The organism is Mycobacteroides sp. LB1, assembly GCF_013449725.1.
GTDB lineage: Bacteria > Actinomycetota > Actinomycetes > Mycobacteriales > Mycobacteriaceae > Mycobacterium.
Genome location: NZ_JACCFF010000007.1, coordinates 249,532 through 271,794 on the forward strand (window position 1 = coordinate 249,532; position 22,263 = coordinate 271,794).

The window sequence follows — 22,263 nt, forward strand, 5'->3', positions numbered from 1 at the left end:
CCGCGGTCTTGTCAGGGCAGCTGGCCGATGACAGTCACGTCTTGAGACCCACGCAGATCCAGTCCACCGGGACCAGGGGAGGCGTGAAGGGGCGCGCCACCGGACGGTGCAGGACGACGTCGAATCCGGCACCCGCGAACACCTGCTGCATTTCGTCGGCAGTGGGGAAATGTGCCGGGCCACGCTCGCTGGTTCCACGCCGCATCCACCGGCGCTCTTTCGGGCAGATTGTCGCGACTGAGGCCATACCGCCCGGGCTCAGCACGCGGTGGAACTCCGCGAGGGCGGCGGGTTGGTCGAAGAAATGGAACGCCGATGTGGTCACCACGGCGTCGAGAGTGGCGTCCTCGAACGGGAGTTCTTCTGCGGGCGCCTTCTTCCACTGGACCTTGGTGGACCGGGCCCTGGCCTTGGCGAGCATGCCGTCGGACATATCGACGCCGAAGACCGAGTCTGATTGCAGTTCGACCTGGATGCGTGACGCCAGTATCCCAGTGCCACAAGCGATATCGGCAATACGTTGGGCGCCGTGTGCACGTAATTGCTCGATCGTATCGGCCTGGGCCGGGCTGTAGACATGGCGCTGCACGAGTGGAAAGTTGTACACCCGCGACATCACGGTCCAGTACCGCGTAACCAGTTCGTTGAGTGAACGCCGTTGAACGGTGGTTGGCATGCTCTGGAACCTAGGAGCGATCGAGGGGAACGTCCGCGACTCGGCGGGATCTTGTGAAAGATACGAGCCCAACCGGCGAGAGCTATGACCGGTCCCAAACACCGTCTCGTCCTGCGGATAAACCTGTGAGCAAACCTCCAAACTCCTTTGCCGGACGGTAGGGTGCGCAGTGGTCTCGCGGATGCGATCTGTGAGCGGTACAGGTGTTCCACAAAGCAGTGGGAGAAGGTTGGGGTCCGCTGGTATGACGGCGTCGCTCAGTGATCGGTTCATGCGCCAGCTGTCGGGGGCGGTGCGCCGCACGGTGGACTGTTTCGCTGCCGAGGTGCCGTACTACGGGATGCTGCCACGAGAGGTTCTCGATGGTGAGATCACCGAATTCACCAAGCAGAACTTCCGGATTTTCGTCCGGGTCCTGTTGGAGTCGCGGCCACCGACTGAGGACGAGTTAGCAGGGCCGATCCTGGCGGCATCACGACGGGCGCAAGAGGACATCCCGCTCCCAGCGCTCCTAGCCGCGTACAGCGTTGCCGCGCGGGTCGGCATAGAGACACTGCGGGAGTTGGCAACCCCCGACGAGGTCGGTGAGGTATTGGCGATCAGCGTACAGCTGCAGAGATACCTGCAGTTGATGGTGCCCGCGGTCACCGCCGCGTATCTCGAAGCGCGCCAAGGTCTTTACGGTGCGACAACGGAAGCCCGGCGTGACTTATTCGATGCGTTGGTGAAGGGGACCCCGTGGGCGGAGGCGGCCGAGCGGGCGAGTGTGACATTGGCGCTGTCGTACAACGTGCTGTTCCTGTACATGCCGGAGCCGGCGGGGAATACGGTGGTGGCCCGGCGTCGAGCCCACCGCGTGCAGGACATCGTCGATCAGTACGCACGCGAGCCCGTGCTCACCTCCCTGGACGGCCGCGGTGGCACCATCTTGTTGCCTGCGGTGGGCAAGGTGGAATCGCTGCTGCCGTTGTTCTCCGACGTCGCCGGGGGGCCCGTCACGCTCGGGGTCTCCGATGTGGCCGATCCCGGCGAGATTGCCGTCGCCGCGGCCGAGGCACGCGAATTGGCGCTGCTCGCGCTGAGACTCGGTCGGGTGCCGGGCACGTACCGGCTCTCCGATCTACTCCTTGAGTACCAGATCACCCGCCCGGGCAGAGCCCGTGACCTGCTCGCCGCGACGGTCCTACCGCTCACGGCGCACCCGCACCTGCAGCAAGCTCTCAGTGCGTACCTGCAATACGAGCACGGGCGGCAGCTTGCGGCTAAATCGCTGCACGTACATCCCAATACCCTCGACTACAGGCTGCGCCGGGTCGCCGAACTCACCGGCTTGGATCCCGCCCAGCCGTCGGCGGCGCGGATTCTCGCGGCCGCGCTACTGGCCGTGAAGGCTCACTGAGTCCGGTTCAGAGCCGCCCGGCGAGGAGCTTCACGACCGCCACAAGCTGTCGGACGTACATGATCAGAGCGCGGGGCGAGAGGGCCGTCGAGAACACCGTTCGGATATCGGGTGGTGCCGGTAATGTCTTGCCGCGCATACGTTCATCGAGCCAGCCGAGCGCATCATGACCGCCGGACAGTAACAAAAAGACGCGCTCGCTGGCTCGGTCGCGCCGGTAGGTGACATGTGCGCCGCCGGCGATGTAGTCCTCGGCAAGTTGGTCGGTGCTGGAAACCGGCAGGAGTACGTCGTGGATCGAGTGGTAGAGGTAAATCGGCGCGGTGGGGGTGCGCAGCCCCAGCGTCATCGCGTCGGTGAGGGCGGCGATCTCCGGCATGTCCATCACCTCTTCGAGGGGACGGTCGAAGATTTTGTTGAAGTTGAGAAATGGCCAGTACAGCAGTGCCTGGATGACGGTAAGGCGTTCGGCCTTCTCGACCATCCGGCGGCCTCTCTTGGTGAGGTGCTTCTGCAGGAACTCTTGGATGGAGGGGCTGACCCGCATCATGGCCGCCAGCACGATGATGATGAGCCCGGAAGAGTACTGGCCGCTGAGATGGTGCATGAGGGGGCCGGGTTGGGGGGCGGGCGCGCCGATCAGTGCCCCCACGAGGTTGAGTTCGGGCGCGTACTCGCCGGCGAGTTCGGCGGCCCAGGCGGTCGCGTTGCCACCGGCCGAATAACCCCACACTGCTGTCGGTGTTTGGGTGGACAGTTGCGGAATGCCGTCCTCGCCGGATGCGGCAATGGTGGCGCGCAGTGCGTCCAGCACGTGGTAGCCGGGTTGTTTGGGCGCCATCCAGAGACCCTTTGGCCCCTCATGGTCGCTGATGGTGACGATCCATCCTCGTTGGAGTGCGGCTACTGCCAGCAGGAACTCGTTCTGTGACTGGTTGATGCCGAAGGTGCGGTGCTGCAGGTAGTAGGAGGGGAATCTTTTAGGGGTGACGGCATCGATCGCGCTCTGGAAGGCAAGCAGTGGCGCCGCCTCTGTCGCATTCTTCGGGACGAGCACCGTGGTTACGGTCGTCTCGGGAGCCTCGTGTAAATCGGTGCTGCGGTAGAGCACCTGCCATGCGTGCAGTTTCAGGGGGATGAGTCCGAATAACCCGATCTGGACCCGCCTGCGTCGCAGGGGTGTTCCGGGTGCGGTCTTCTCCCAGCCGTCCGGCGGGAGAAAGAACGGGTCGTCTGGGGACGGCAGTGGTCTGCCGAGTTGCATCGGCCAGGCCTCGATCGGCGGAGCCGCCGGGGTCGACGTGGGCGCAGTGCCGGCTGTCATCTGGCTCCTGTCCTTGTTGTGGTCTTCCCGTCCGAATCATTGAGCGACGTCGATAGTAAGAACCGCGGATTCGCGCAGCGTATTCAACAAGAATGGTTCATGCCAATGAATCGTCGTCGAATCGGGGTTACCCCCTAAGGTGCTCATCGGACCTTGTAGTTCGTCACCGATGAGGCAAACGGTCGAAGTCAGTCTTCGGGCACTCGATATTCCATTGGGACGGCGATCATCACTGCCCAGTGGGTTGTTAGCAGCCGACGGCTAGAAAAAAAGAAATCTTATTCTATTTCTTGGTTAAGTTCTCGAATCGAGGGAATTGCGGCGCCGTGTGACGGCTACAGACGGCCGAGTAGTAGCTTCACCGTGCCCCATTGCCATCGCAGCTGGCTCCACACCGCCCGGGGGGTGAGGGAGGTCGAGAGGACCGTCTGGACATCCGATGTCGGCGGTAATGGTTTACCCGCTAACCGCTCGGCCAACCAGCCGAGTGCGTCGTTGACGCCGAGTATGGCCAGCAGAATGTGTTCGGTGCTCCGGTCGCGGCGGTAGGTGACATGCGTGCCGCCCACGATGTAGTCCTGCGCCAGCTGATCGGAGGCCGCGATCGGAAGTAGCTGGTCATGGATGGCGTGATATAGGTAGACCGGCGCGCTGGGTGCGCGTTGCCCCAGTTCCATTTCTTCGGTGACTCTGGCGATTTCGGGCGCCTTCATCAATTCTTCGATGGGCCGATCGACGAGAGTGTCGAAGTTCTTGAATGGCCACCGTAAGACCGATTCCGCGAGACTTACCTCCGCTGCCTTGGCGATGATCTGACGCCCCCGCAGGGTCAGGTGCCCACCGAGGAACTCGAGCGTGCTCGGGTGCGCCCGCGTCATCGCGGCCAGTACCGGTGGGATTAGTCCGGAGGCGAATCTGCCACTGTGCTTCTGCACGAGCGCGCCGGGCCGGGCCGCGGGAGCACCAAGCAGCGCTCCGACGACATTGAGTTCCGGGGCGTAGACGGGCGCCATCTCGGCAGCCCAGGTGCTCGCTGTCCCGCCTCCGGAGTACCCCCAGAATCCGACGGGAGCATCGGTCGGGAGCCGGGGTATGCCATGCGCGCCGCCGGCGTTCAAGGTTGCGCGCACGCCGTCGAGGACGTGATACCCGGGCTGCCTGGCCACCATCCATAGTCCTTGTGGCCCTTCGTGATCGCTAACCGAAACCACCCAACCTCGGGCGAGTGCGGCCACCATCAACACCAGTTCGTTCTGGGTCTGGTTGAGGCCGAATGTTCGGGGAAGCAGCCCATAGGAGGGGAAGGCTCGTGGTGACACCGCATCGATGGCGCACTGATAGGCCAGGACCGGTGACGTCTCGCGGGCATCGCGGGGCACCAGCAATGTTGTCACTGTGGTCTCGGGTGCGCCGTGGAGATCGGTGGTGCGGTAGAGCAGGTGCCAGGCCTGCAGGCGCAGGGGGACTATGCCGAATAAGGCGATACGAATTCTCCTGCGCCGCAGTACGGTTCCTGGCAGTGTGTTCTCCCAGCCGGGCGGAGGAAGGTAGAAAGGATCCTCAGGCGAGGGTCTGGGCTTGCCGTTAAGCGGTGGCCATTCCTCGACCGGTAGCGTGATCGGTTCGATTGCGGGTGCGGGCTTGGCCGTCATTGGTGCAGCGTATTGAACACGCGCGCAACGAGGCAGGGGTCCGGTAATGAATCAGGCCCACCCCCTAAGGGGCGGGCCTGATCTTGGGTTCGCTCACTCCTACTCAGATGTGGGAGCGAATGCCTCGTCGATGATCTCCTGCTGCTCGACGGCATGCACCTTCGATGAGCCGGAGGAAGGTGCAGACATGGCACGCCGGGAGATCTTGGTGAGACCCGTCAGACGCGGTACCACCTCGGGCAGGTTCAGGCCGAAGGTCGGCCACGCGCCCTGGTTGGCGGGCTCTTCTTGCACCCAGACGTACTGCGTTCCATCGGGATACCGGCCGAGAGTCTCCTCCAGGCGGTAGCGCGGGATGGGGTACAGCTGCTCGATGCGCACGATCGCAACGTCGTCGCGCTTGTCGGCGTTCTTACGTGCCAGCAGGTCGTAGTACAGCTTGCCGCTGGTCAGCAGGATCCTGCGGACCTTGCTGCGATCACCGACACCGTCTTCGTAGCCGGCCTCTTCGAGAACCGATCGGAACTTGCGGTCGGTGAAGTCTTTGATATCGCTGACCGCGGCCTTGTTGCGCAACATGGACTTCGGCGTGAACACCACCATCGGCCGGGTGATGCCGTCCAGGGCGTGCCGGCGCAATAGGTGGAAGTAGTTGGCGGGTGTGGACGGCATCGCCACCGTCATCGAGCCCTCGGCGCACAGCTGTAGGAACCGTTCGATGCGGCCCGAAGTGTGATCGGGGCCCTGGCCTTCGTGGCCGTGGGGGAGCAGTAACACCACCTCGGAGAGCTGACCCCATTTGGCCTCTCCCGACGAGATGAACTCGTCGATGATGGACTGTGCGCCGTTGACGAAGTCACCGAACTGCGCCTCCCACAACACCATTGCGTCGGGATTGCCCACGGAATAGCCGTACTCGAAGCCAACGGCAGCGTATTCGGACAGCGACGAGTCATGCACCACAAGACGCCCACCGGTGGGGTTGCCCCCGGTATCGGTGCCAACCAGCTGCAGTGGGGAGAACTCGGTGCCGGTGTGCCGGTCGATGATCACCGCATGGCGCTGGGTGAAGGTGCCGCGCTTGGAGTCCTGGCCCGTGAGCCGCACCACCTTGCCCTCGGCGACGAGAGTGCCGAGCGCAAGTAGCTCTCCGAAGGCCCAGTCGACCTTGCCCTCGTAGGACATCTCGCGGCGCTTTTCCAGCACCGGCTTGACGCGCGGATGCACGCTGAAGTTCTCCGGTACCGCCAGGAACGCGTCACCGATGCGCTGCAGCAGCGCCTTGTCGACGGCGGTGACCAGCTTCTGCGGCAGCTGCTGGTCTTCTTCGACCGACTCGCTGGCCCGCTGCTTGTACTTCTCCAGATCGCGAACCTCGTTGAACACCCGCTCCAGCTGGCCCTGGTAATCGCGCAGCGCGTCCTCGGCCTCCTTCATCGAGATATCGCCGCGGCCAATCAGAGACTCGGTGTAGGTCTTGCGCACACCGCGCTTGGTGTCGATCACCTCGTACATCTGCGGGTTGGTCATCGAGGGATCGTCGCCCTCGTTGTGGCCGCGACGGCGGTAGCAGACAAGGTCGATGACGACGTCCTTGTTGAACTGCTGCCGGAAGTCGACGGCCAGTCGAGACACCCAGACGCACGCCTCGGGGTCGTCCCCGTTGACGTGGAAGATTGGCGCCCCAATCATTTTCGCGACGTCGGTGCAGTACTCGCTGGATCGCGAATGCTCCGGTGCGGTGGTGAAACCGATCTGGTTGTTGACCACGATGTGAATGGTGCCGCCGGTCCGGTAACCGGGGAGGTTGGCGAGGTTCAGGGTTTCGGCAACCACGCCCTGTCCGGCGAATGCGGCGTCACCGTGCAGCATGAGGGGCACCACCGTGAAGCGGCCGCCGTCGGTGCCGACGTCGAGGACATCCTGTTTGGCCCGCACCAGGCCTTCCAGCACCGGGTCCACGGCCTCCAAGTGCGAGGGGTTGGCCGTCAGGGACACCTCAATGTCGTTCTCGCCGAACATCTGGATGTAGGTGCCGGAGGCGCCCAGGTGGTACTTCACGTCACCAGAGCCGTGCGCGAGCGCCGGGTTCAGGTTGCCCTCGAACTCGGTGAAGATCTGCGAGTACGGCTTGCCGACGATGTTCGCCAGCACGTTGAGGCGGCCGCGGTGCGGCATACCGATGACCACCTCGTCGAGGCTGTGCTCGGCACTCTGGTCGATGACGGCGTCCATCATCGGGATGACACCCTCGGCGCCCTCCAGCGAGAACCGTTTCTGTCCAACATATTTGGTGGCCAAAAAGGTCTCGAACGCCTCGGCGGCATTGAGCTTGGAGAGGATGTACTTCTGCTCGGCGACGGTGGGCTTATCGTGCTTGACCTCGATGCGATCCTGTAGCCACTTCTGCTGTTCGGGCTCCAGGATGTGGGTGTATTCCACTGCGGCGTGCCGGCAGTACGCGTCGCGCAGCACCGAGAGCACATCGCGCAGCTTCATATACTCCTGACCCTTGAACCCGGAGACCTTGAACTCGCGGTCCAAGTCCCACAGGGTCAGACCGTGGGTGAGTACATCCAAATCGGGGTGGCTGCGGAAACGGGTCTTGTCCAGACGCAGCGGATCGGTATCGGCCATCAAATGGCCCCGGTTGCGGTATGCCGCAATCAGTTCCAGCACCCGAGCGTTCTTGTCGAGGATCGAGTCGGGGTTGTCGATGCGCCAGCGCACTGGCTCGTAGGGGATGCCCAGCTCACGGAAGATGTCGTCGAAGAAGTCGTCGGAGAGCAGCAGCTGATGCACCGTGCGCAGGAAATCGCCGGATTCGGCACCCTGGATGATGCGGTGATCGTAGGTGGACGTCAGCGTCATGAGCTTGCCAATGCCCAGATCGGAGATGCGCTCCTCGCTGGCGCCCTGGAACTCCGCGGGGTACTCCAGCGCGCCGGCACCGACGATGGCACCCTGACCGCGCATGAGGCGGGGCACCGAGTGCACGGTGCCGATGGTGCCCGGATTGGTCAGCGAGATCGTGACCCCGGAGAAGTCCTCGGCCGTCAACTTGCCGTCCCGTGCGCGCCGCACGATGTCCTCGTAGGCGGTGATGAACTGGCCGAAAGCCATTGTCTCGCAGCCCTTGATGGCGGCCACGACAAGGGTGCGGTTACCGTCCTTGCCGGGCAGGTCGATAGCCAGTCCCAGGTTGATGTGAGCGGGCGTTACGGCCGTGGGCTTCCCGTCCACCTCGGCGAAATGCCGGTTCAAGTTCGGGAAGTTCTTGACGGCCTGAACGATGGCGTAGCCCAGCAGATGGGTGAAGGAAATCTTGCCGCCGCGGGTGCGCTTGAGGTGATTGTTGATGACGATGCGGTTGTCGATCATCAGTTTCGCGGGGATGGCCCGGACGCTGGTGGCGGTCGGAATCTCGAGGGAGGCCGACATGTTCTTGACGACGGCTGCGGCAGCGCCCCGCAGCACCTGGGTCTCGTCACCTTCCGCTGTCGGCAGCGGAGCGGCGGCCGGTTTCGGTACGGCGGGAGCGGGGGTCGGCGCAGCTGCCGGTGCGGGAGTCGCCGGTGCGGCGGGCGCGGGTGCGGCGGGCGGTGCGGCAGGCGCGGGTGTTGCAGAGGTCGGTGCGGGGGCGGCCGCTTGACCGTTGGCCGCGGCGCCGGCCGATTCGGTCACCGGCTCGGCTATTGATTCGGCTCCAAAGTCGGACAGAAATTCATGCCAACTGGAGTCCACCGACGCCGGGTCCTCCTTGAATCGGCGGTACATCTCCTCGACCAGCCATTCGTTCTGCCCGAATTGGGGATTTGAACCGTTCACGGCAGTCTTCGCCTCTTTCCTTGTGCAACCCATATGCGACCGGTACCAGGCTAACGCGTCGCCATTGGGGGCGACATGTCACCGTTCCATGACAGGGGCGACATCATCGGCGCCGATAGTGACCGGAGCACTGCCCGGCGGTGAACACGCGACGTCAGGGGTGCTAGCGCCCGGGCGCGACCAGACGCAGCTGCGCCGGCCACGACTTTGGGGGCGACCCAAAGGCATTACGCGCGTTGGTGATTATCCGTTTTCCGATGAACCGGTTGCCACCGGCCCCGATGACGGCGCCGATCCCGGCGGGTAACAGCTTGCCGAATGCCATTGCCCCGCGTTTCACCGCGAACTTCTTGGTGAACCGTTTGAGCAGGGTGGCGTTCAAGTGACTGAGTGCGGGGACCGGCAGGGTCGAGGTGGCTTCGGCCAGCCAGCCGCCTCCGACGGTGCGCTCCTTGCCCAGCACATCGGAGACCGTTGTCTCTCCGTCCTCGCCCAGCAGGACCGCGAGCACCAGTGTGTGCCGGTGCTCGACCTTGGCGAGCTCGATGTCGTGGACGGCGGCCAGCGCGAGAGTGAACAACGATGTCGCCTCGAGGAACAGAACCGCCTCACCGGCGGTCGCCGACAGCGCGGCCAGCGTGCCCACCCCCGGGAATGCGGCGGCGGCACCGACCGCTGCGCCACTGCCTATCACCGTCGCCAGGTACCGTTTCTCCAGCATCGCGATGAGGTCCCGCGGTGTGGCATCGGGGTGGGTGGCGCGCAGCTTCTGCACATACGCGCGGACCGCGGGCTCCTGAACCTTGGTGCTCTGATCCAGGATGAGCGAGAGCAGCTTGCCGGAGGCCCCGGGTTTGGACTCCTTACCCTTGCCTCCCAGCGCGAGCTGTCGCTGCTGTTCGGTGATGCGAGTGCTCATCGGCGTGTGTTCCTTAGTCGGTGGGGTCCACTGGTGCGAGCGAAGTTCCATCCTCACAGTAGTGAAGACGAATGACGTGTGTCTTTCGTTCCTTGCGTGGCGGCTCAACGAGGTGTTTTGCATGACATTTTTGAGTGTGCGATGCATTTGTTCACACAGTGATTTGGCTGGTCGGAGGGTCGGTTGATAGGTAACCTGAGACGGTCTTGCAGGCGACCCCGCTTGTGGTGGGGAAACGGGGATTCGGATGATCTTGAGCAAAGTCGTTGCGCTAGGAATCGCGGGCGGGGGCATCTCCGGTGCCACACCTGCCCGTGAGACACAGCTCACATTTGTTAGACGAGGGAAGGATTTATAGCGTGCGTGCGCTGAGCACTGAGGTGACTGCTGCCCGGACCGAGAAGACCACGGACGTCGCGACGGACACTCCGACGCCGGTCGGTTCGGTGTCGGCGCCCTCTACACGTCTGGGCAGAGCGTGGCTCATCACCGTGCTGGGCGCGATGGTTGCCTTGGGGCCGCTCACCATCGACATGTACCTGCCGGCCCTGCCCGATATCGGGTCGGATCTGCACGTCAACTCGACTCTCACGCAGCTGACACTCACTGGAACACTGGTGGGGCTGGGACTGGGGCAGCTGTTGGTCGGGCCGCTGTCTGATTCGTTGGGTAGACGCTTGCCGTTGATCGCTGGGGCGGCCCTGCATGTCGTGGCGTCGCTGGCCATCACCATGGCTCCGAACATCGTGGTGCTGGGTGTATTGCGGGCGATTGAAGGGGTGGGCGCCGCGGCAGCGATGGTCGTGGCGATGGCGGTGGTGCGCGATCTGTACACCGATAAGGCCGCGGCCACCGTGATATCCCGACTCACCCTGGTGATCGGTATCGCGCCGATTCTGGCCCCGTCGCTGGGCGCCGCCGTGCTGGTGCACGGCTCGTGGCAGAACGTGTTCGCCGCACTGTCCTGTCTTGGGGTGTTGCTCCTCATCCTTGCCGTGGTGGCGCTGCCGGAGACGCTGCCGCCGGCAGCACGGCGGCCGCTGCATGCGCGGTCGATTCTGCGGACCTATCGCGATCTGTTGCGCGACAAGGTGTTCGTGGTTCTTGTGCTTGTCGCCGGGCTCTCGCTATCCGGTTTGTTCGCGTACATCTCGGGTGCGTCCTTCGTGTTGCAAGGCCAATACGGCATGAACCAGCAGGTTTTCGCCATTGTGTTCGGTGCGGGCGCCATTGCGTTTGTCGCGGCCTCACAGCTGAATGTGGTGTTACTCAACCGATTCGAACCGCAGCAGATCGTGCAGTGGTGCTTGTCGCTGGCCCTGATTCCGGCGGTGGTGTTGCTGGTGCTGGCCGGGCTCGGCATCGGAGGGCTCGTCGGATTCGTGGCTCCGGTGTGGACGCTGATGGCGTTGATGGGATTCGTCATCCCCAATGCCCCGGCACTGGCGTTGTCCCGGCACGGTGAGGCGGCCGGTACCTCGGCGGCAGTGCTGGGTGCGGCGCAGTTCGGTGTGGGTGCGGTGATCGCGCCACTGGTCGGGGCGCTGGGCAACAACGCACTGGCCGTGGCTATCGTCATGACGATCGGGGTGGTGCTGGCCTTGGCCGGGCTGGCCATGGTGAGAAACCGCGCCACCGCCTGACCACCGACTAGATCGAGGCCTATGCAACCCGAGTACCCGCGTCCGTGGAGGACGTTGTGGGTGGTGCTGTTCGGGCTGTTCATGATCCTGCTCGACTCGACGATCGTGTCGGTCGCCAATCCCGCCATCAAGGCCGGTTTCGGTGCCGACTACTCGGCGACCGTGTGGGTGACGAGCGCTTACCTCCTTGGTTACGCGGTGCCGCTGCTGATTACTGGGCGGCTGGGGGATCAGTTCGGGCCACGATCGATGTACCTGGCGGGGCTGGCCGTGTTCACCGCCGCCTCTCTGTGGTGTGGGCTGGCCGGATCGATCGGCATGCTCATCGCCGCGCGTGTGGTGCAGGGCGTCGGTGCGGCGATGCTGACACCACAGACTTTGACGGTGGTGCAGCGGGTGTTCCCGCCGGAGCGACGCGGTACCGCGATGGGGGTGTGGGGTGCGGTCGCGGGGATCGCGACCCTGGTCGGTCCGGTAGCCGGTGGGGTGCTGGTCGATGGGTGGGGCTGGCAGTGGATCTTCTACGTGAACGTTCCGGTGGGTGTGCTGGGAATGATCCTGGGCGCGATCTACATTCCGCGGATGCCGACACGTCCACATCGGTTGGATCTGCGCGGTATGGCGCTTTCGGCAGTCGGTATGTTCGCGTTCGTCTTCGCCCTGCAGGAGGGGGAGAGCTTCCACTGGGCGCCGGGCATCTGGGTGCTGATGGTGGCCGGTCTGGCGGCGCTCGGCGTGTTTGTGTGGTGGCAGTCCGCGAACCGCAACGAGCCACTGATACCGCTGCGGTTGTTCGCGGACCGCAATTTTTCGTTATCTGGTGTGAGCATTGCGTCGATGAGTTTCTGCGTGATCTCCACCAGTCTGCCGATGATGTTCTACACGCAACTGGCGCTGGGTTTTTCGCCGACCAAGGCGGCGTTGACGCAGGCCCCGACGGCGATCGTGAGCGGGGTCTTGGCGCCGCTGGCCGGGTGGCTTGTCGATCGGGTACGTCCGTCGATACTGATCGGCGGTGGCATCTCGTTGATGATCTCCTCGACGCTGTGGTGGACGGCGATGATGCGGCCCGAGACGCAGATGTGGCAGCTTATGCTGCCCGCGGTGGGTATCGGCGCGGCCATGGCCTGCATATGGGGTCCGTTGGCCACCACCGCAACCCGGAACCTGCCGGCTGCGGTGGCGGGCGCGGGCTCGGGCGTCTACAACACTCTGCGCCAGACCGGCGGGGTGGTGGGTAGTTCGGCGATGGGCGCGTTGATGTCCGCGCGGCTGGCTGCTGAAATGCCTTCGCCGCCGGGCGGATCTTCAGAGCACGTGGGGGCGCTGCCAGAGTCGTTGCGCGCGCCGTTCTCGGCGGCGATGGCGCAGTCGATGCTGCTGGGGATTGTCGCGTTGGTGGTCGGTTTGGTGGCCGCGCTGTTCATGCGGCCCGCCGGTTCAGAGGTAGGTGCCGTGTCCCTCGATCACGGTGTCCCCGTTGAAGATTAGGACCTCATTCACCAGGTCACCCCGGTGGTTCCGGTAGTTGATGACGAGAGCTTGCACGCCCACGTAGACGTTGACGGGTTCAAAGTGCAGATCCGGGTTGCTCTCGAGTGCCGTGGACCAGTAGGCGCGTATCGCCTCCTTGCCCTTGGCGACGCCGCGGCTGTCGGGCACAATCTGCGCGGCATACGGCGAGGTGAAGACCGCGTCCTCGTGGAAATGCGCAAGCACTGCCTCGACATCGTGAGCATTCCACGCAGCGAACCACGCTTCGGTGAATTCATCGGGGTCGACTGCGCGTCTCATCGTTGGTCTCCGACTGTGCTGCTTCCTGCCGGGCTTCGCCCGCTCGTGTTGTCTTCTTCCGCGCTTCGCCCGAATAGCACCGCGGGGTTGAGGAATCCGGTGGGATCGAAGGCCGTCTTGACTGCCCGCATGGCGGCGATATCCCCGGGCGTGCGGGCCATACCGAGGTAATCGCGTTTGAGTGTCCCGACTCCGTGTTCGGAGCTGACGTTGCCGCCCAGGGTGGCGATGAGCGTCATCATGGGCTGATACAACGTGGTGGAGTCGGGGCAGCGCAACACATTTAAATGCAGGTTGCCTTCGCCTACGTGGCCGAACAGCACGGGGATCGCGTTGGGAACCGTCTCGGCGATCAGCGCAGCGGCGCGCCGCTCGAACTCGCCGATATGTGTCAGCGGGAGTGCCACATCGAATTTCAGCGGTGGGCCGTATGTGCCCAGCGCTTCGGCGATGGATTCGCGTACCTGCCATAGGCGTTCGCGGGAGGTGGCGTCCAGGCCGACGGCCGCCTGCTCTGCCACTCCGGCGGCGTCCAGGGCTTCGGCCAGGTCCTCGGTGGGATCGCTATCGCGAGCGAGTTCGATGAGCAGCAGCCAGGGGTTGTCGACCGGGCTTGGTACGCCCAACCGGGAGTCCATGAGTTCCAGCGCGGCGATACCGTTCAGATCGCGGAAAATCCGACTGGCTTCCACGAGCTGATCGAGATCATCAAATCCGGTGATCGCGGCAACGCGGTGTTTAGGAACCGGATGTAATCGCAGTTCGAGGGCTGTGATGACCCCGAGGGTGCCCTCGGCCCCGACGAATAGGCTGGTCAGATCGTAGCCCGTGTTGTCGGCGCGAACATCGCTGTGACGCTCCATGATTGAGCCGTCGGGTAATACGACCTGGACACCGATCACCTGCTCACGCATGTTTCCGTGGCGGACGGTGCGCAGCCCGCCCGCGTTGGTGGATGCCATACCGCCGACGGTGGCCGAATCGCGTGATCCGATGTCGACACCGAATTGCAGGTTCTCCCTGGCGGCTGCCTGCTGCAAGGCCGCGAGGGTGACTCCCGCGCCGACCCGGACGCGTCGATCGACGGTGTCGATGGGGCCGATATCGGTGAGCCGTTCGGTGGACAACAGCACATCGTCGTGCTCGGGGACCGTCCCGGCGACCATCGAGGTGCGCCCACCCTGGGTTGTGACGGACTGCCTGTGTTCCTTGCAGGTCTCCAGGACCGCGGCGACTTCGTCGGCGGACCCGGGGCGCGCCAGGATGCTCGCCTTACCGCTGTATCGCCCGGTGTGATCGATGACTCGTCCGGCGAGCACGTCGGGGTCGGTGCTGACGTACCTGTCGCCGACAATCTGAACCAGGGCATCGACGAGCGCGGACATGGGCTCAGTCTGGCACGGCGCTACCGCGTTGGATCCGGGCTTAGCGCCAGGAACGCCCCGAGTTCCACCAAGCCGTCAGGCGTGGCCGGGAGGTACTCGGTCAGCGCGGGGGAGCGCACGATGGTCGCCTGGTACTTGGCTCGGCTGATCGCTACATTCAACCTGTTTCGGTTGAGCAGGAATGACATGCCGCGAGGCACGTCATCAACGGCGGATGCGGTCATCGACACGAACACCACCGGCGCCTGTCTGCCCTGGAACTTGTCGACGGTCCCCACCAACACCCGGTCCAGTCCGGCGGTGGCCAGCGTGGCCCGCAACGTCAGCACCTGCGCGTTGTACGGCGCGACCACCAACACATCGGACTGTTCCAACGCTCGGCTGCCGGACTCGTCGGTCCAGTTCGTACCGATCAACGCGCCTATCTCGGCGGCAATAGCGGAAGCCTCCTGCGGGCTACTGGTCGCATTGCCCTGATGATCGACCAGGACCGTCCGCACTCCCGGGGTCTGGCCCGCCAGCACGCGCACAGGCGCCGCAGACTCAAGTTCCCCGTCATAGGACAGCTGCGAAACCCGTTCGCATAAAGCCGGATGCATACGGTACGAGCGTTCCAGGAAGTATCCACGGGTCGCGGGCAACGCACCGTTTCCTTCGACCAGCCAGCCCAACGCCGAGCCGTCGACGGGTTCGGGATGCACACCCTGAGACACCTGCGGCAGCTGCTGGGGATCGCCGAGCAGCAGCAGGTTCCGTGCGGAACGCGCCACCGCAAGCGTGTTCGCCAAACTGAACTGGCCGGCCTCGTCAATCACCAGCAGGCGCAACGCGCCGTCGGGTACCCGCCCCACATTCGCGAAATCCCATGCGGTGCCACCGATCACTGCCCCCTCGCCGGCGTGGGAGGCGATGAATCCGGCGTAGTCGCTGTCCCGAATCTGCGTCCAGGCAGCTTCTCCGCTGTACGGAGACGCCTTCTTGGCGACGCGCCCGGGCGGGACCCCCGCCGCGACCACTTGGTCGAGGAGGTGTTCCACGACGGCATGCGATTGAGCGACCACGCCGATCAGCCATCGGTCCTGTGTCACCAGTTCGGCGATGACATGTGCCGCGGTGAAGGTCTTGCCGGTTCCCGGCGGTCCGTGCACGGCAAGGTATGAGGAATCCAGGCCTCGCAGCGCGGTGGTGATTGCTCCGGCATACCCGTTGTCACCTACCGTCGGCAACTCACCACCACGGGGGTTGCGGCGCAAGAGGATATCGAGAGAGGCGGTCGTGGGCGTAGCGGGCAGCCCATCGACGACGGCGGCGGCGACCTCCTCGATGGCGGCCTCCAGCGCCTTGGTCATCACCGGCGATCCCGGTGCCAAAGCCATTGGCATTGTGTGAAACGGCTCGCCGTTCTTGGGTGTGAGCTCCTGAATCGTCACATCGACGGGTACACCACCGGACTCGGTAATCTCGACGACACTCGCCGACCCGGCGGCGCGTCGGTCGGGATCTCCGTCGCCTAGCCCCGCCGGGGCCGGCGGTTCATAGAGTGCGTAAATGCTGTCGTCGAGGACGCCACCGGCAAGGTCGCCCGTCACCCTCACATGTCGTCGGAGCTTGCGCTGATTGCCCGATTTGTGCCAGTCCTCAACCAGCTCGGCGCTGTCGATGATGAAAACACCTGCGGTATCGGCCCACTCGTCGACTGGGTTGTTCAGCCTGTCGAAGTGGCTCCACCAGAACGGTTTACGTTCCCGGGTGTGATACCCGCGCGCTGCCGACACCATGGCGACCGCCGTCTGGTCGGCACTGCGATCCGCTGGGCCGGAATCACCCACGAACGCCGCCAGGGCCAGGCCGACCGCGTCGGGTTCCGGCTCGGTTTCCTCGGCCACGGAACCCGAGGAGGACAGATGGGTGACGCCGTGCTCGAAAGCCCGCATCAGCAGCCAATCCCGCAGCTTGCGGGTCGATGCGCAGTCATAGCGGTTGTATTCGGCGATCGCGTCCAGCACCTCCTGCGCCGCCGGATCGCCGTTATCGCGCAATGCGCAGTACCGCGCATACTCGGTGATCGAATCGGTCGCAGTAGTCACCTCGCCGGAGCGTTTACCGTCCATGAACAGGGGTTCGAGGGCCTTGAGGCCGTAGCCGCTCGAACCCGACCGAATGCTCTTGCGTACCAACGGGTAAAGATCGACCAGCACGTTATCGCGCAGTAAGTCGTCGATCTGTTCCTCGCCGACGCCGTATCGTCCGGCCAGGCGCAGCAGCGCGGTCTTCTCATATGCCGCGTAGTGGTAGATATGCATCCCCGGATTGCGGTGTCGACGCTTGGCCACCAGGTCTAGGAACGCAACCAACGCCCGACGCTCACTACGGCGATCGTGCGCCCAAATCGGCCGGAACTTCTCGTTTCCGGATCGGTCGTATTCGAGCACCCCGAACAGATACTCCAGCCCCCACTGCACACCGTCCTCGGTCCACAGCGGATCACCCTCGAAGTCGAAGAAGATGTCTCCGGGGTTCGGCGCGGGCAACGTACCCAGCGGAACCGGGTCGGCCACCTCGAACTGCGGTGTACCGCTTTCTCGTTGGCGAACCTGTAAGCGGGCTTGCGCGGTGAGCTGCTGCAGGCTGCGCGCCGACAGATCGGCGACGGGCTCGGTGCGCTCGGCCAGCTCCACGACGGTGCTGACCTCAGCCTCCAACAGTGCCGCACGCTGGCTGACTCGCAGGCCGGCGACCAGCAGCAGATCATCGGTGCGCTCGACCTCGGGCCCGCAGGCCGGGCAACGGAAGCAGGCACGCACGGTGTCATCGGCCCAGTCCACCGGCACACCGCCCGCCAGATGGCGATCAAGCAAGTCCTGCAATTGGATTCGCCGCTGCCGGTACACGCCTACCAGATCGGCCACCGGATAGTCGACGGTCGACCGGTCGCCCAGAATCAATCGCACCTCAGCTGACACCGGCACACCCGTCGCCGCCAAACTGTCGGCATAGGCGGCCAATTGCAGCAAGGCCGTCACCTTGGCACTGCGGGCCAGCTTGGTGTCACAAACCCGGTACGCGCTTCCGCCGTCGGAAACGCCCTCACGCACCACGAAGTCCGCGAAACCAATAAACCGACCGTCGAACATCGCGGCCTGGTAGACGACGGAATGCCCCTCGCTGAAGGCCTGTCGAGTCTGTGCGGCGACCGCGCTCAGGCCGTCGAGCGTGAATGTGGGGAAGGGAATACTGGCCACCCCGGCGCCGAAACGCTCCCGCAATTCGGCAAGGTGATGGGCTTCGTGGGCGTCGCCCAAAGTCGCGGTACGCGCCAGTAGTTCATCGTCACGCGGAGGTGCCGGTCCCCAACCGAGCTTGGCATCGAACGCCCGCAACAGGGCGTACTCGCAGCGTGCAGCGGAAGCGAGATCCGAAGCGCTGTAGACGACCCGGCCGTCGAGGACGAACACCCGCATCACTGTAGGTGTTGCCACCGACGAATCGGCGTTACCGAGGTGCTGCCGCTTGGACTTTCTCCACGCCAGAACCGTTCCAGCGGAAGGACACCACGCTCTCCAGGCCAGGTATGCCGTTGGAGAAGTTGAGCACCACAGTGTCTAAAGTGCTCGCCGACAGGTCGATGGCGTTGTAGCCGTAGGTGTCGGGAACACCGTGGGAGATCACATTGCCCAGGTGGAAGAACACGGCGCGGGTACCGGAGTCCCCCGAATGGTTAGTTCCCGTACCGGCGGTGACGATGACCGCCGACAGCGGAGCGCACTTGCTGTAGTTCCCCGCGACTGGCACCGGATTCCACGTGGCCTCGCTGCTATTGGGCACGGGGGGAAGCAGGGCGATGGCCGCCGCGACCGCCGGGTCCTTCACGTTGACCGCGCAGTCGTCTTTGGTCGATGGCGGTGGCTTTGGCCGGTCCGCGGCGCCCGCGGCCGATGGCGGGGACGTGATGGTGTTGGTCGGGGTCTTGGACACCGTGGTGTCGCCACCGGTGCATGCGCAGGCGAGCGCTGAAAGCGAGACGATCGCGGCTGTCAGAACCATCCTTCGCACGGCCCCGCACACTACCGACTTTTACCGAAGATTCAGCGGAGGCGGGAGTTGTGCGAAGTTGCGCTTAGACTTCTTAACGCCATGACCTCCACAGACAACCCCACGCCCGACACCGGCGATTCGATCGCACCCCGTGCGGATGACGCCGTCACCTTCGCGGACCTGCAGATCGCCCCCGCGGTGCTGCGTGCGGTGTCCGACGTGGGATACGAAACACCCTCGGCGATCCAGGCCGCCACCATCCCCCCGCTACTAGCAGGTTCGGATGTGGTGGGGCTGGCGCAGACGGGCACCGGGAAGACGGCGGCGTTCGCCATCCCGATTCTCTCAAAAATCGACTTGACCTCGAAGAACACCCAAGCGCTGGTCCTCGCGCCCACCCGTGAGCTGGCCTTGCAGGTCGCCGAGGCTTTCGGCCGGTACGGCGCACATCTGCCCAAGTTGAATGTGCTGCCGATCTACGGCGGTCAGTCCTATGTGGTGCAGCTGGCCGGGCTCAAGCGGGGCGCCCACATCGTGGTCGGAACCCCCGGGCGTGTCATCGACCACCTGGAACGCGGCACCCTCGATCTTTCGCATCTTGACTACCTGGTGTTGGACGAGGCCGACGAGATGCTGACCATGGGCTTCGCCGAGGATGTCGAACGCATCCTGGCCGATACCCCCGAGTACAAGCAGGTAGCCCTGTTCTCGGCCACCATGCCCGCGACCATCCGGCGGCTGACCAAGAAGTATCTGCACGATCCGGTCGAGATCAAGGTTGAGGCGAAGACCTCCACCGCCGAGAACATCACCCAGCGCTTCATCCAGGTGGCCGGACATCGCAAAATGGACGCGCTCACCCGGATTCTCGAGGTCGAGACCTTCGAGGCGATGATCGTGTTCGTCAGGACCAAACAGGCCACCGAGGAGGTGGCCGACAAGCTCAAGGCGCGCGGGTTCTCTGCGGCCGCGATCAACGGCGATATCAACCAGTCCCAGCGCGAACGCACCATCAACGGACTGAAGAGCGGTGCCGTTGACATCCTCGTCGCCACTGACGTCGCCGCGCGCGGCCTGGACGTCGAACGCATCTCCCATGTGCTGAACTACGACATCCCGCACGACACCGAGTCGTATGTCCACCGCATCGGCCGCACCGGTCGCGCGGGCCGCTCGGGCACGGCGGTGTTGTTCGTGTCTCCGCGTGAACGGCATCTGCTCAAGGCCATCGAGAAGGCGACCGGAGCTAATCTTGCCGAGGAGGCGCTGCCATCGGTCGACGATGTCAATGCCCAGCGTGTGACTAAATTCCGCGATGCCATCACGGCCGCGCTCTCGGCACCGGAGGTCGAGCTCTTCCGTCGGCTCGTGGAGGACTACGAACGCGATAACGATGTGCCGGTGGCCGATATAGCCGCCGCGCTGGCGGTGCTTTCGCGTGACGGTGAGCAGTTCCTGCTGAAACCCGATCCTCCCCGCGACCCACGCCAGGAGCGCGGCGAGCGCCCCGAGCGCGGGCCCCGTGAGGCACGTCCAGGAACTCCTGGTCTGGCGACGTACCGCATCGCCGTCGGCAAGCGGCACAAGGTGATGCCCGGCGCCATCGTGGGGGCGATAGCCAACGAAGGCGGTTTGCACCGCAGCGACTTCGGCCACATCACGATCCGGCCTGACCATTCACTTGTCGAGTTGCCTGCCAAAATGTCGCCCAAGACGCTGAAGGCTCTGGAGAGCACGCGGATCTCAGGTGTGCTCATCGAACTGCGCCCCGCGGGCCCGTCCGACGGCGCGGCACGCCCCGACCGCAAATTCACGGACCGCAAGCATTCCGACCGTAAACACACCAGCCACGAGCATTCGGGGGCGAAGAGGCCAAAGCGGTCCCCGAAGAAGCCGTGACGGCGGTGTCCGAGGCCCGTCGCGCCCCGGTAGCCACCGGAGCGGGACGTGTCGCGGCGCTTACCGGGATCCGGGCGGTGGCCGCGACCCTCGTGGTGGCCACCCACGCGGCCTACAGCACCGGGAACTATGTGGTCGATGGGGTTTCCCCATGGCGGGCCTATCTGAATTTGTTGCAGTCTCGCCTGGAGATCGGTGTGCCGATCTTTTTCGTGCTGTCGGGGTTTCTGCTGTTCCTGCCCTGGGTGCGGGCGACCGCCGACGGTAACGCGTCACCCTCGGTGAAACGGTATGCCTGGCACAGGTTTCGGCGCATCATGCCGGCCTACTGGATTCTGGTGGCGATCGCCTACATCTGGTATCACATCCGGGACCAGTACCCCAACCCCGGACACACCTGGCTGGGTCTGTTCCGGAATCTCACGCTCACCCAGATCTACACCTCCAACTACGGATATCGCTATATCCACCAAGGGATGACGCAGATCTGGAGCCTCGCCGTGGAGGCGGCGTTCTATGTCGCGTTGCCCTTCCTGGCGTGGCTGCTCGTCAAGAAACTCTGTGGGGGACAGTGGCACCCGGGGCGCCTATTAGGCGGCCTGGCTGTGCTCGCCCTGGTGACTCCGGTGTGGATGACGCTGGTGTACACCATTAGTGCTTTTCCGGATGGGTCGAAGCTGTGGCTGCCGGCCTATCTGTCGTGGTTCGTGGGCGGCATGATTTTGTCCGTTCTGTCTGTCATGGGTGTGCGCTGCTACGCGCTGGTGACGGTGCCGCTGGCGATCATCTGCTACCTCATCGTGTCGACGCGGATCGCGGGAGATCCCACCACCTCACCGTGGGCGCTGCCGCAGGCGTTGACGAAATCGATCTTCTACGTGGTGATCGCGACGCTGTTGGTCGCTCCTGCGGGGCTCGGCGACACCGGCTGGTATGTGAGGTTCCTGGCCTCGCGGCCCATGGTGTGGCTGGGTGAGATCTCCTATGAGCTGTTCCTCATCCACATGATCCTGCAGGAGATCGTGATGGTCGACCTGCTGCACTATCACGTCTACACCGGGTCGGTGGTGATCGTGTTCCTGGTATCGATGCTGGTCAGCGTGCCCGCTGCGTGGCTGATCCACCGGACCGTGCAGGTGCTGCTGAGGTGGGGTTCACGTCTGAGGCAAGCAGCGGCGCAACGAACTCGGTGATCAGCGTCCGCTCGTCCTCCGGATTGTCCTCGGGGTGGGCGAGCAGTGAGATGATCACCCGGACATACCATTTCGCCTTGAGGTGAGTTTCGGTGGTGACGCCGTCGGCCGCCACGAATGCCGACACCATGGCGTTGATGACCTCGGAGTGCAAGCCAAGCGATCCGCCGAAGTACTCACCGGGCCGGAACCAAGCCGATAACGCGGGATTTTCTCGCACCAGTTGCAGTGAGATGAGCATCGCTTCCACCAGACGCTCCGTCGGATCGTCGACTCCGGCGACGGCCGTGGCGACCTTCCCGGTGATGGACCCGGCTTCACGGTGCACATACGCAATATGCAGCGCCTCGCGATTCTCGAAATACCGGTACAGCGTTGCGCGGGAACACCCAGCGGCCTTGGCGATTTCGTTCATGCCGACGGTAGCGACGCCGTCGCGCACGAACAGCTCGGCGGCGGCGTCGAGAATCTTCTCCGCGGCCACCGACGAGCGGGTATCAGCCAGCCAACTCACAA

At 64.3% G+C, this 22,263-nt stretch carries 15 protein-coding genes; 5 read left to right on the forward strand and 10 right to left on the reverse strand.

All coding sequences use genetic code 11. The features are described 5' to 3' along the window. Positions 1 to 34: 34 nt before the first annotated feature. Positions 35 to 676, reverse strand: coding sequence for a methyltransferase domain-containing protein (locus MLB1_RS23090; RefSeq protein WP_180752174.1), 642 nt, complete (start codon positions 674 to 676; stop codon positions 35 to 37). Positions 677 to 920: 244 nt separating this feature from the next. Between MLB1_RS23090 and MLB1_RS23095 the strand changes: the two genes are divergently transcribed. Next, positions 921 to 2,075, forward strand: a complete 1,155-nt coding sequence (locus MLB1_RS23095; RefSeq protein ID WP_180752175.1) for a helix-turn-helix domain-containing protein — start codon at positions 921 to 923, stop codon at positions 2,073 to 2,075. 7 nt (positions 2,076 to 2,082) lie between these two features. Here the strand turns inward: MLB1_RS23095 and MLB1_RS23100 are convergent, their stop codons facing one another. The 4 genes from MLB1_RS23100 to MLB1_RS23115 all read right to left on the reverse strand — a co-directional run bounded on the left by MLB1_RS23100 (position 2,083) and on the right by MLB1_RS23115 (position 9,798). Beyond that, on the reverse strand, positions 2,083 to 3,399 hold the full coding sequence (locus tag MLB1_RS23100; protein ID WP_180752176.1) for a lipase family protein: 1,317 nt from the start codon (positions 3,397 to 3,399) through the stop codon (positions 2,083 to 2,085). Between the two features lie 335 nt (positions 3,400 to 3,734). Beyond that, the gene (locus MLB1_RS23105) at positions 3,735 to 5,051 is read right to left on the reverse strand and encodes a lipase family protein (RefSeq protein ID WP_180752177.1); all 1,317 of its coding nucleotides are present in this window, start codon (positions 5,049 to 5,051) and stop codon (positions 3,735 to 3,737) included. Positions 5,052 to 5,150: 99 nt separating this feature from the next. Further along, positions 5,151 to 8,879 (reverse strand): multifunctional oxoglutarate decarboxylase/oxoglutarate dehydrogenase thiamine pyrophosphate-binding subunit/dihydrolipoyllysine-residue succinyltransferase subunit, encoded by a 3,729-nt coding sequence (locus tag MLB1_RS23110; RefSeq protein ID WP_180752178.1) that lies wholly within the window; start codon positions 8,877 to 8,879, stop codon positions 5,151 to 5,153. A gap of 163 nt (positions 8,880 to 9,042) precedes the next feature. Next, entirely contained in the window at positions 9,043 to 9,798 is a 756-nt protein-coding gene (locus MLB1_RS23115; RefSeq protein ID WP_180752179.1) for a hypothetical protein, read from the reverse strand. A gap of 359 nt (positions 9,799 to 10,157) precedes the next feature. On the opposite strand from MLB1_RS23115, the gene MLB1_RS23120 reads away from it, so the two are divergent. Together MLB1_RS23120 and MLB1_RS23125 are read left to right on the forward strand one after the other, a co-directional pair. Further along, a complete protein-coding gene (locus MLB1_RS23120; protein ID WP_180752180.1) occupies positions 10,158 to 11,441 on the forward strand; it encodes a multidrug effflux MFS transporter in 1,284 nt (427 codons plus the stop codon). Between the two features lie 21 nt (positions 11,442 to 11,462). Continuing rightward, positions 11,463 to 12,932 (forward strand): DHA2 family efflux MFS transporter permease subunit, encoded by a 1,470-nt coding sequence (locus MLB1_RS23125; protein ID WP_180752181.1) that lies wholly within the window; start codon positions 11,463 to 11,465, stop codon positions 12,930 to 12,932. On the opposite strand, the gene MLB1_RS23130 is transcribed toward MLB1_RS23125, so the two are convergent. The 4 genes from MLB1_RS23130 to MLB1_RS23145 are packed head-to-tail and all read right to left on the reverse strand — an operon-like array spanning position 12,882 to position 18,664. After that, positions 12,882 to 13,235, reverse strand: coding sequence for a nuclear transport factor 2 family protein (locus MLB1_RS23130; protein WP_180752182.1), 354 nt, complete (start codon positions 13,233 to 13,235; stop codon positions 12,882 to 12,884). The two genes, MLB1_RS23125 and MLB1_RS23130, sit on opposite strands and share 51 nt — an antisense overlap. Next, a complete protein-coding gene (locus tag MLB1_RS23135; protein WP_180752183.1) occupies positions 13,232 to 14,620 on the reverse strand; it encodes an FAD-binding oxidoreductase in 1,389 nt (462 codons plus the stop codon). The genes MLB1_RS23130 and MLB1_RS23135 overlap by 4 nt, the downstream gene beginning before the upstream one ends. 20 nt (positions 14,621 to 14,640) lie before the next feature. Beyond that, positions 14,641 to 18,075: a TM0106 family RecB-like putative nuclease gene (locus MLB1_RS23140; protein WP_180752276.1), complete on the reverse strand. Its 3,435-nt coding sequence runs from the start codon at positions 18,073 to 18,075 to the stop codon at positions 14,641 to 14,643. 37 nt (positions 18,076 to 18,112) lie between these two features. Next, positions 18,113 to 18,664: an LppP/LprE family lipoprotein gene (locus MLB1_RS23145; protein WP_180752277.1), complete on the reverse strand. Its 552-nt coding sequence runs from the start codon at positions 18,662 to 18,664 to the stop codon at positions 18,113 to 18,115. A gap of 90 nt (positions 18,665 to 18,754) precedes the next feature. Here MLB1_RS23145 and MLB1_RS23150 point away from each other — a divergent pair, with 90 nt between their 5' ends. Then, positions 18,755 to 20,554, forward strand: a complete 1,800-nt coding sequence (locus MLB1_RS23150; RefSeq protein WP_180752184.1) for a DEAD/DEAH box helicase — start codon at positions 18,755 to 18,757, stop codon at positions 20,552 to 20,554. Further along, positions 20,551 to 21,747 carry an acyltransferase gene (locus MLB1_RS23155; RefSeq protein ID WP_180752185.1) on the forward strand — a complete coding sequence of 399 codons (1,197 nt, stop codon included), beginning with the start codon at positions 20,551 to 20,553 and terminating at the stop codon, positions 21,745 to 21,747. Before MLB1_RS23150 ends, MLB1_RS23155 begins: the two co-directional genes overlap by 4 nt. Here the strand turns inward: MLB1_RS23155 and MLB1_RS23160 are convergent. Next, positions 21,650 to 22,261, reverse strand: a complete 612-nt coding sequence (locus tag MLB1_RS23160; RefSeq protein WP_180752186.1) for a TetR/AcrR family transcriptional regulator — start codon at positions 22,259 to 22,261, stop codon at positions 21,650 to 21,652. The two genes, MLB1_RS23155 and MLB1_RS23160, sit on opposite strands and share 98 nt — an antisense overlap. Positions 22,262 to 22,263 lie beyond the last annotated feature (2 nt).

What these genes read in the sequence shown, in the direction of transcription:
- MLB1_RS23090 (WP_180752174.1), bottom strand. Translation starts at nt 676, where the DNA reads ATGCCAACCACCGTTCAACGGCGTTCACTCAACGAACTGGTTACGCGG.
- MLB1_RS23095 (WP_180752175.1), top strand. Translation starts at nt 921, where the DNA reads ATGACGGCGTCGCTCAGTGATCGGTTCATGCGCCAGCTGTCGGGGGCG.
- MLB1_RS23100 (WP_180752176.1), bottom strand. Translation starts at nt 3,399, where the DNA reads ATGACAGCCGGCACTGCGCCCACGTCGACCCCGGCGGCTCCGCCGATC.
- MLB1_RS23105 (WP_180752177.1), bottom strand. Translation starts at nt 5,051, where the DNA reads ATGACGGCCAAGCCCGCACCCGCAATCGAACCGATCACGCTACCGGTC.
- MLB1_RS23115 (WP_180752179.1), bottom strand. Translation starts at nt 9,798, where the DNA reads ATGAGCACTCGCATCACCGAACAGCAGCGACAGCTCGCGCTGGGAGGC.
- MLB1_RS23125 (WP_180752181.1), top strand. Translation starts at nt 11,463, where the DNA reads ATGCAACCCGAGTACCCGCGTCCGTGGAGGACGTTGTGGGTGGTGCTG.
- MLB1_RS23130 (WP_180752182.1), bottom strand. Translation starts at nt 13,235, where the DNA reads ATGAGACGCGCAGTCGACCCCGATGAATTCACCGAAGCGTGGTTCGCT.
- MLB1_RS23135 (WP_180752183.1), bottom strand. Translation starts at nt 14,620, where the DNA reads ATGTCCGCGCTCGTCGATGCCCTGGTTCAGATTGTCGGCGACAGGTAC.
- MLB1_RS23145 (WP_180752277.1), bottom strand. Translation starts at nt 18,664, where the DNA reads ATGGTTCTGACAGCCGCGATCGTCTCGCTTTCAGCGCTCGCCTGCGCA.
- MLB1_RS23150 (WP_180752184.1), top strand. Translation starts at nt 18,755, where the DNA reads ATGACCTCCACAGACAACCCCACGCCCGACACCGGCGATTCGATCGCA.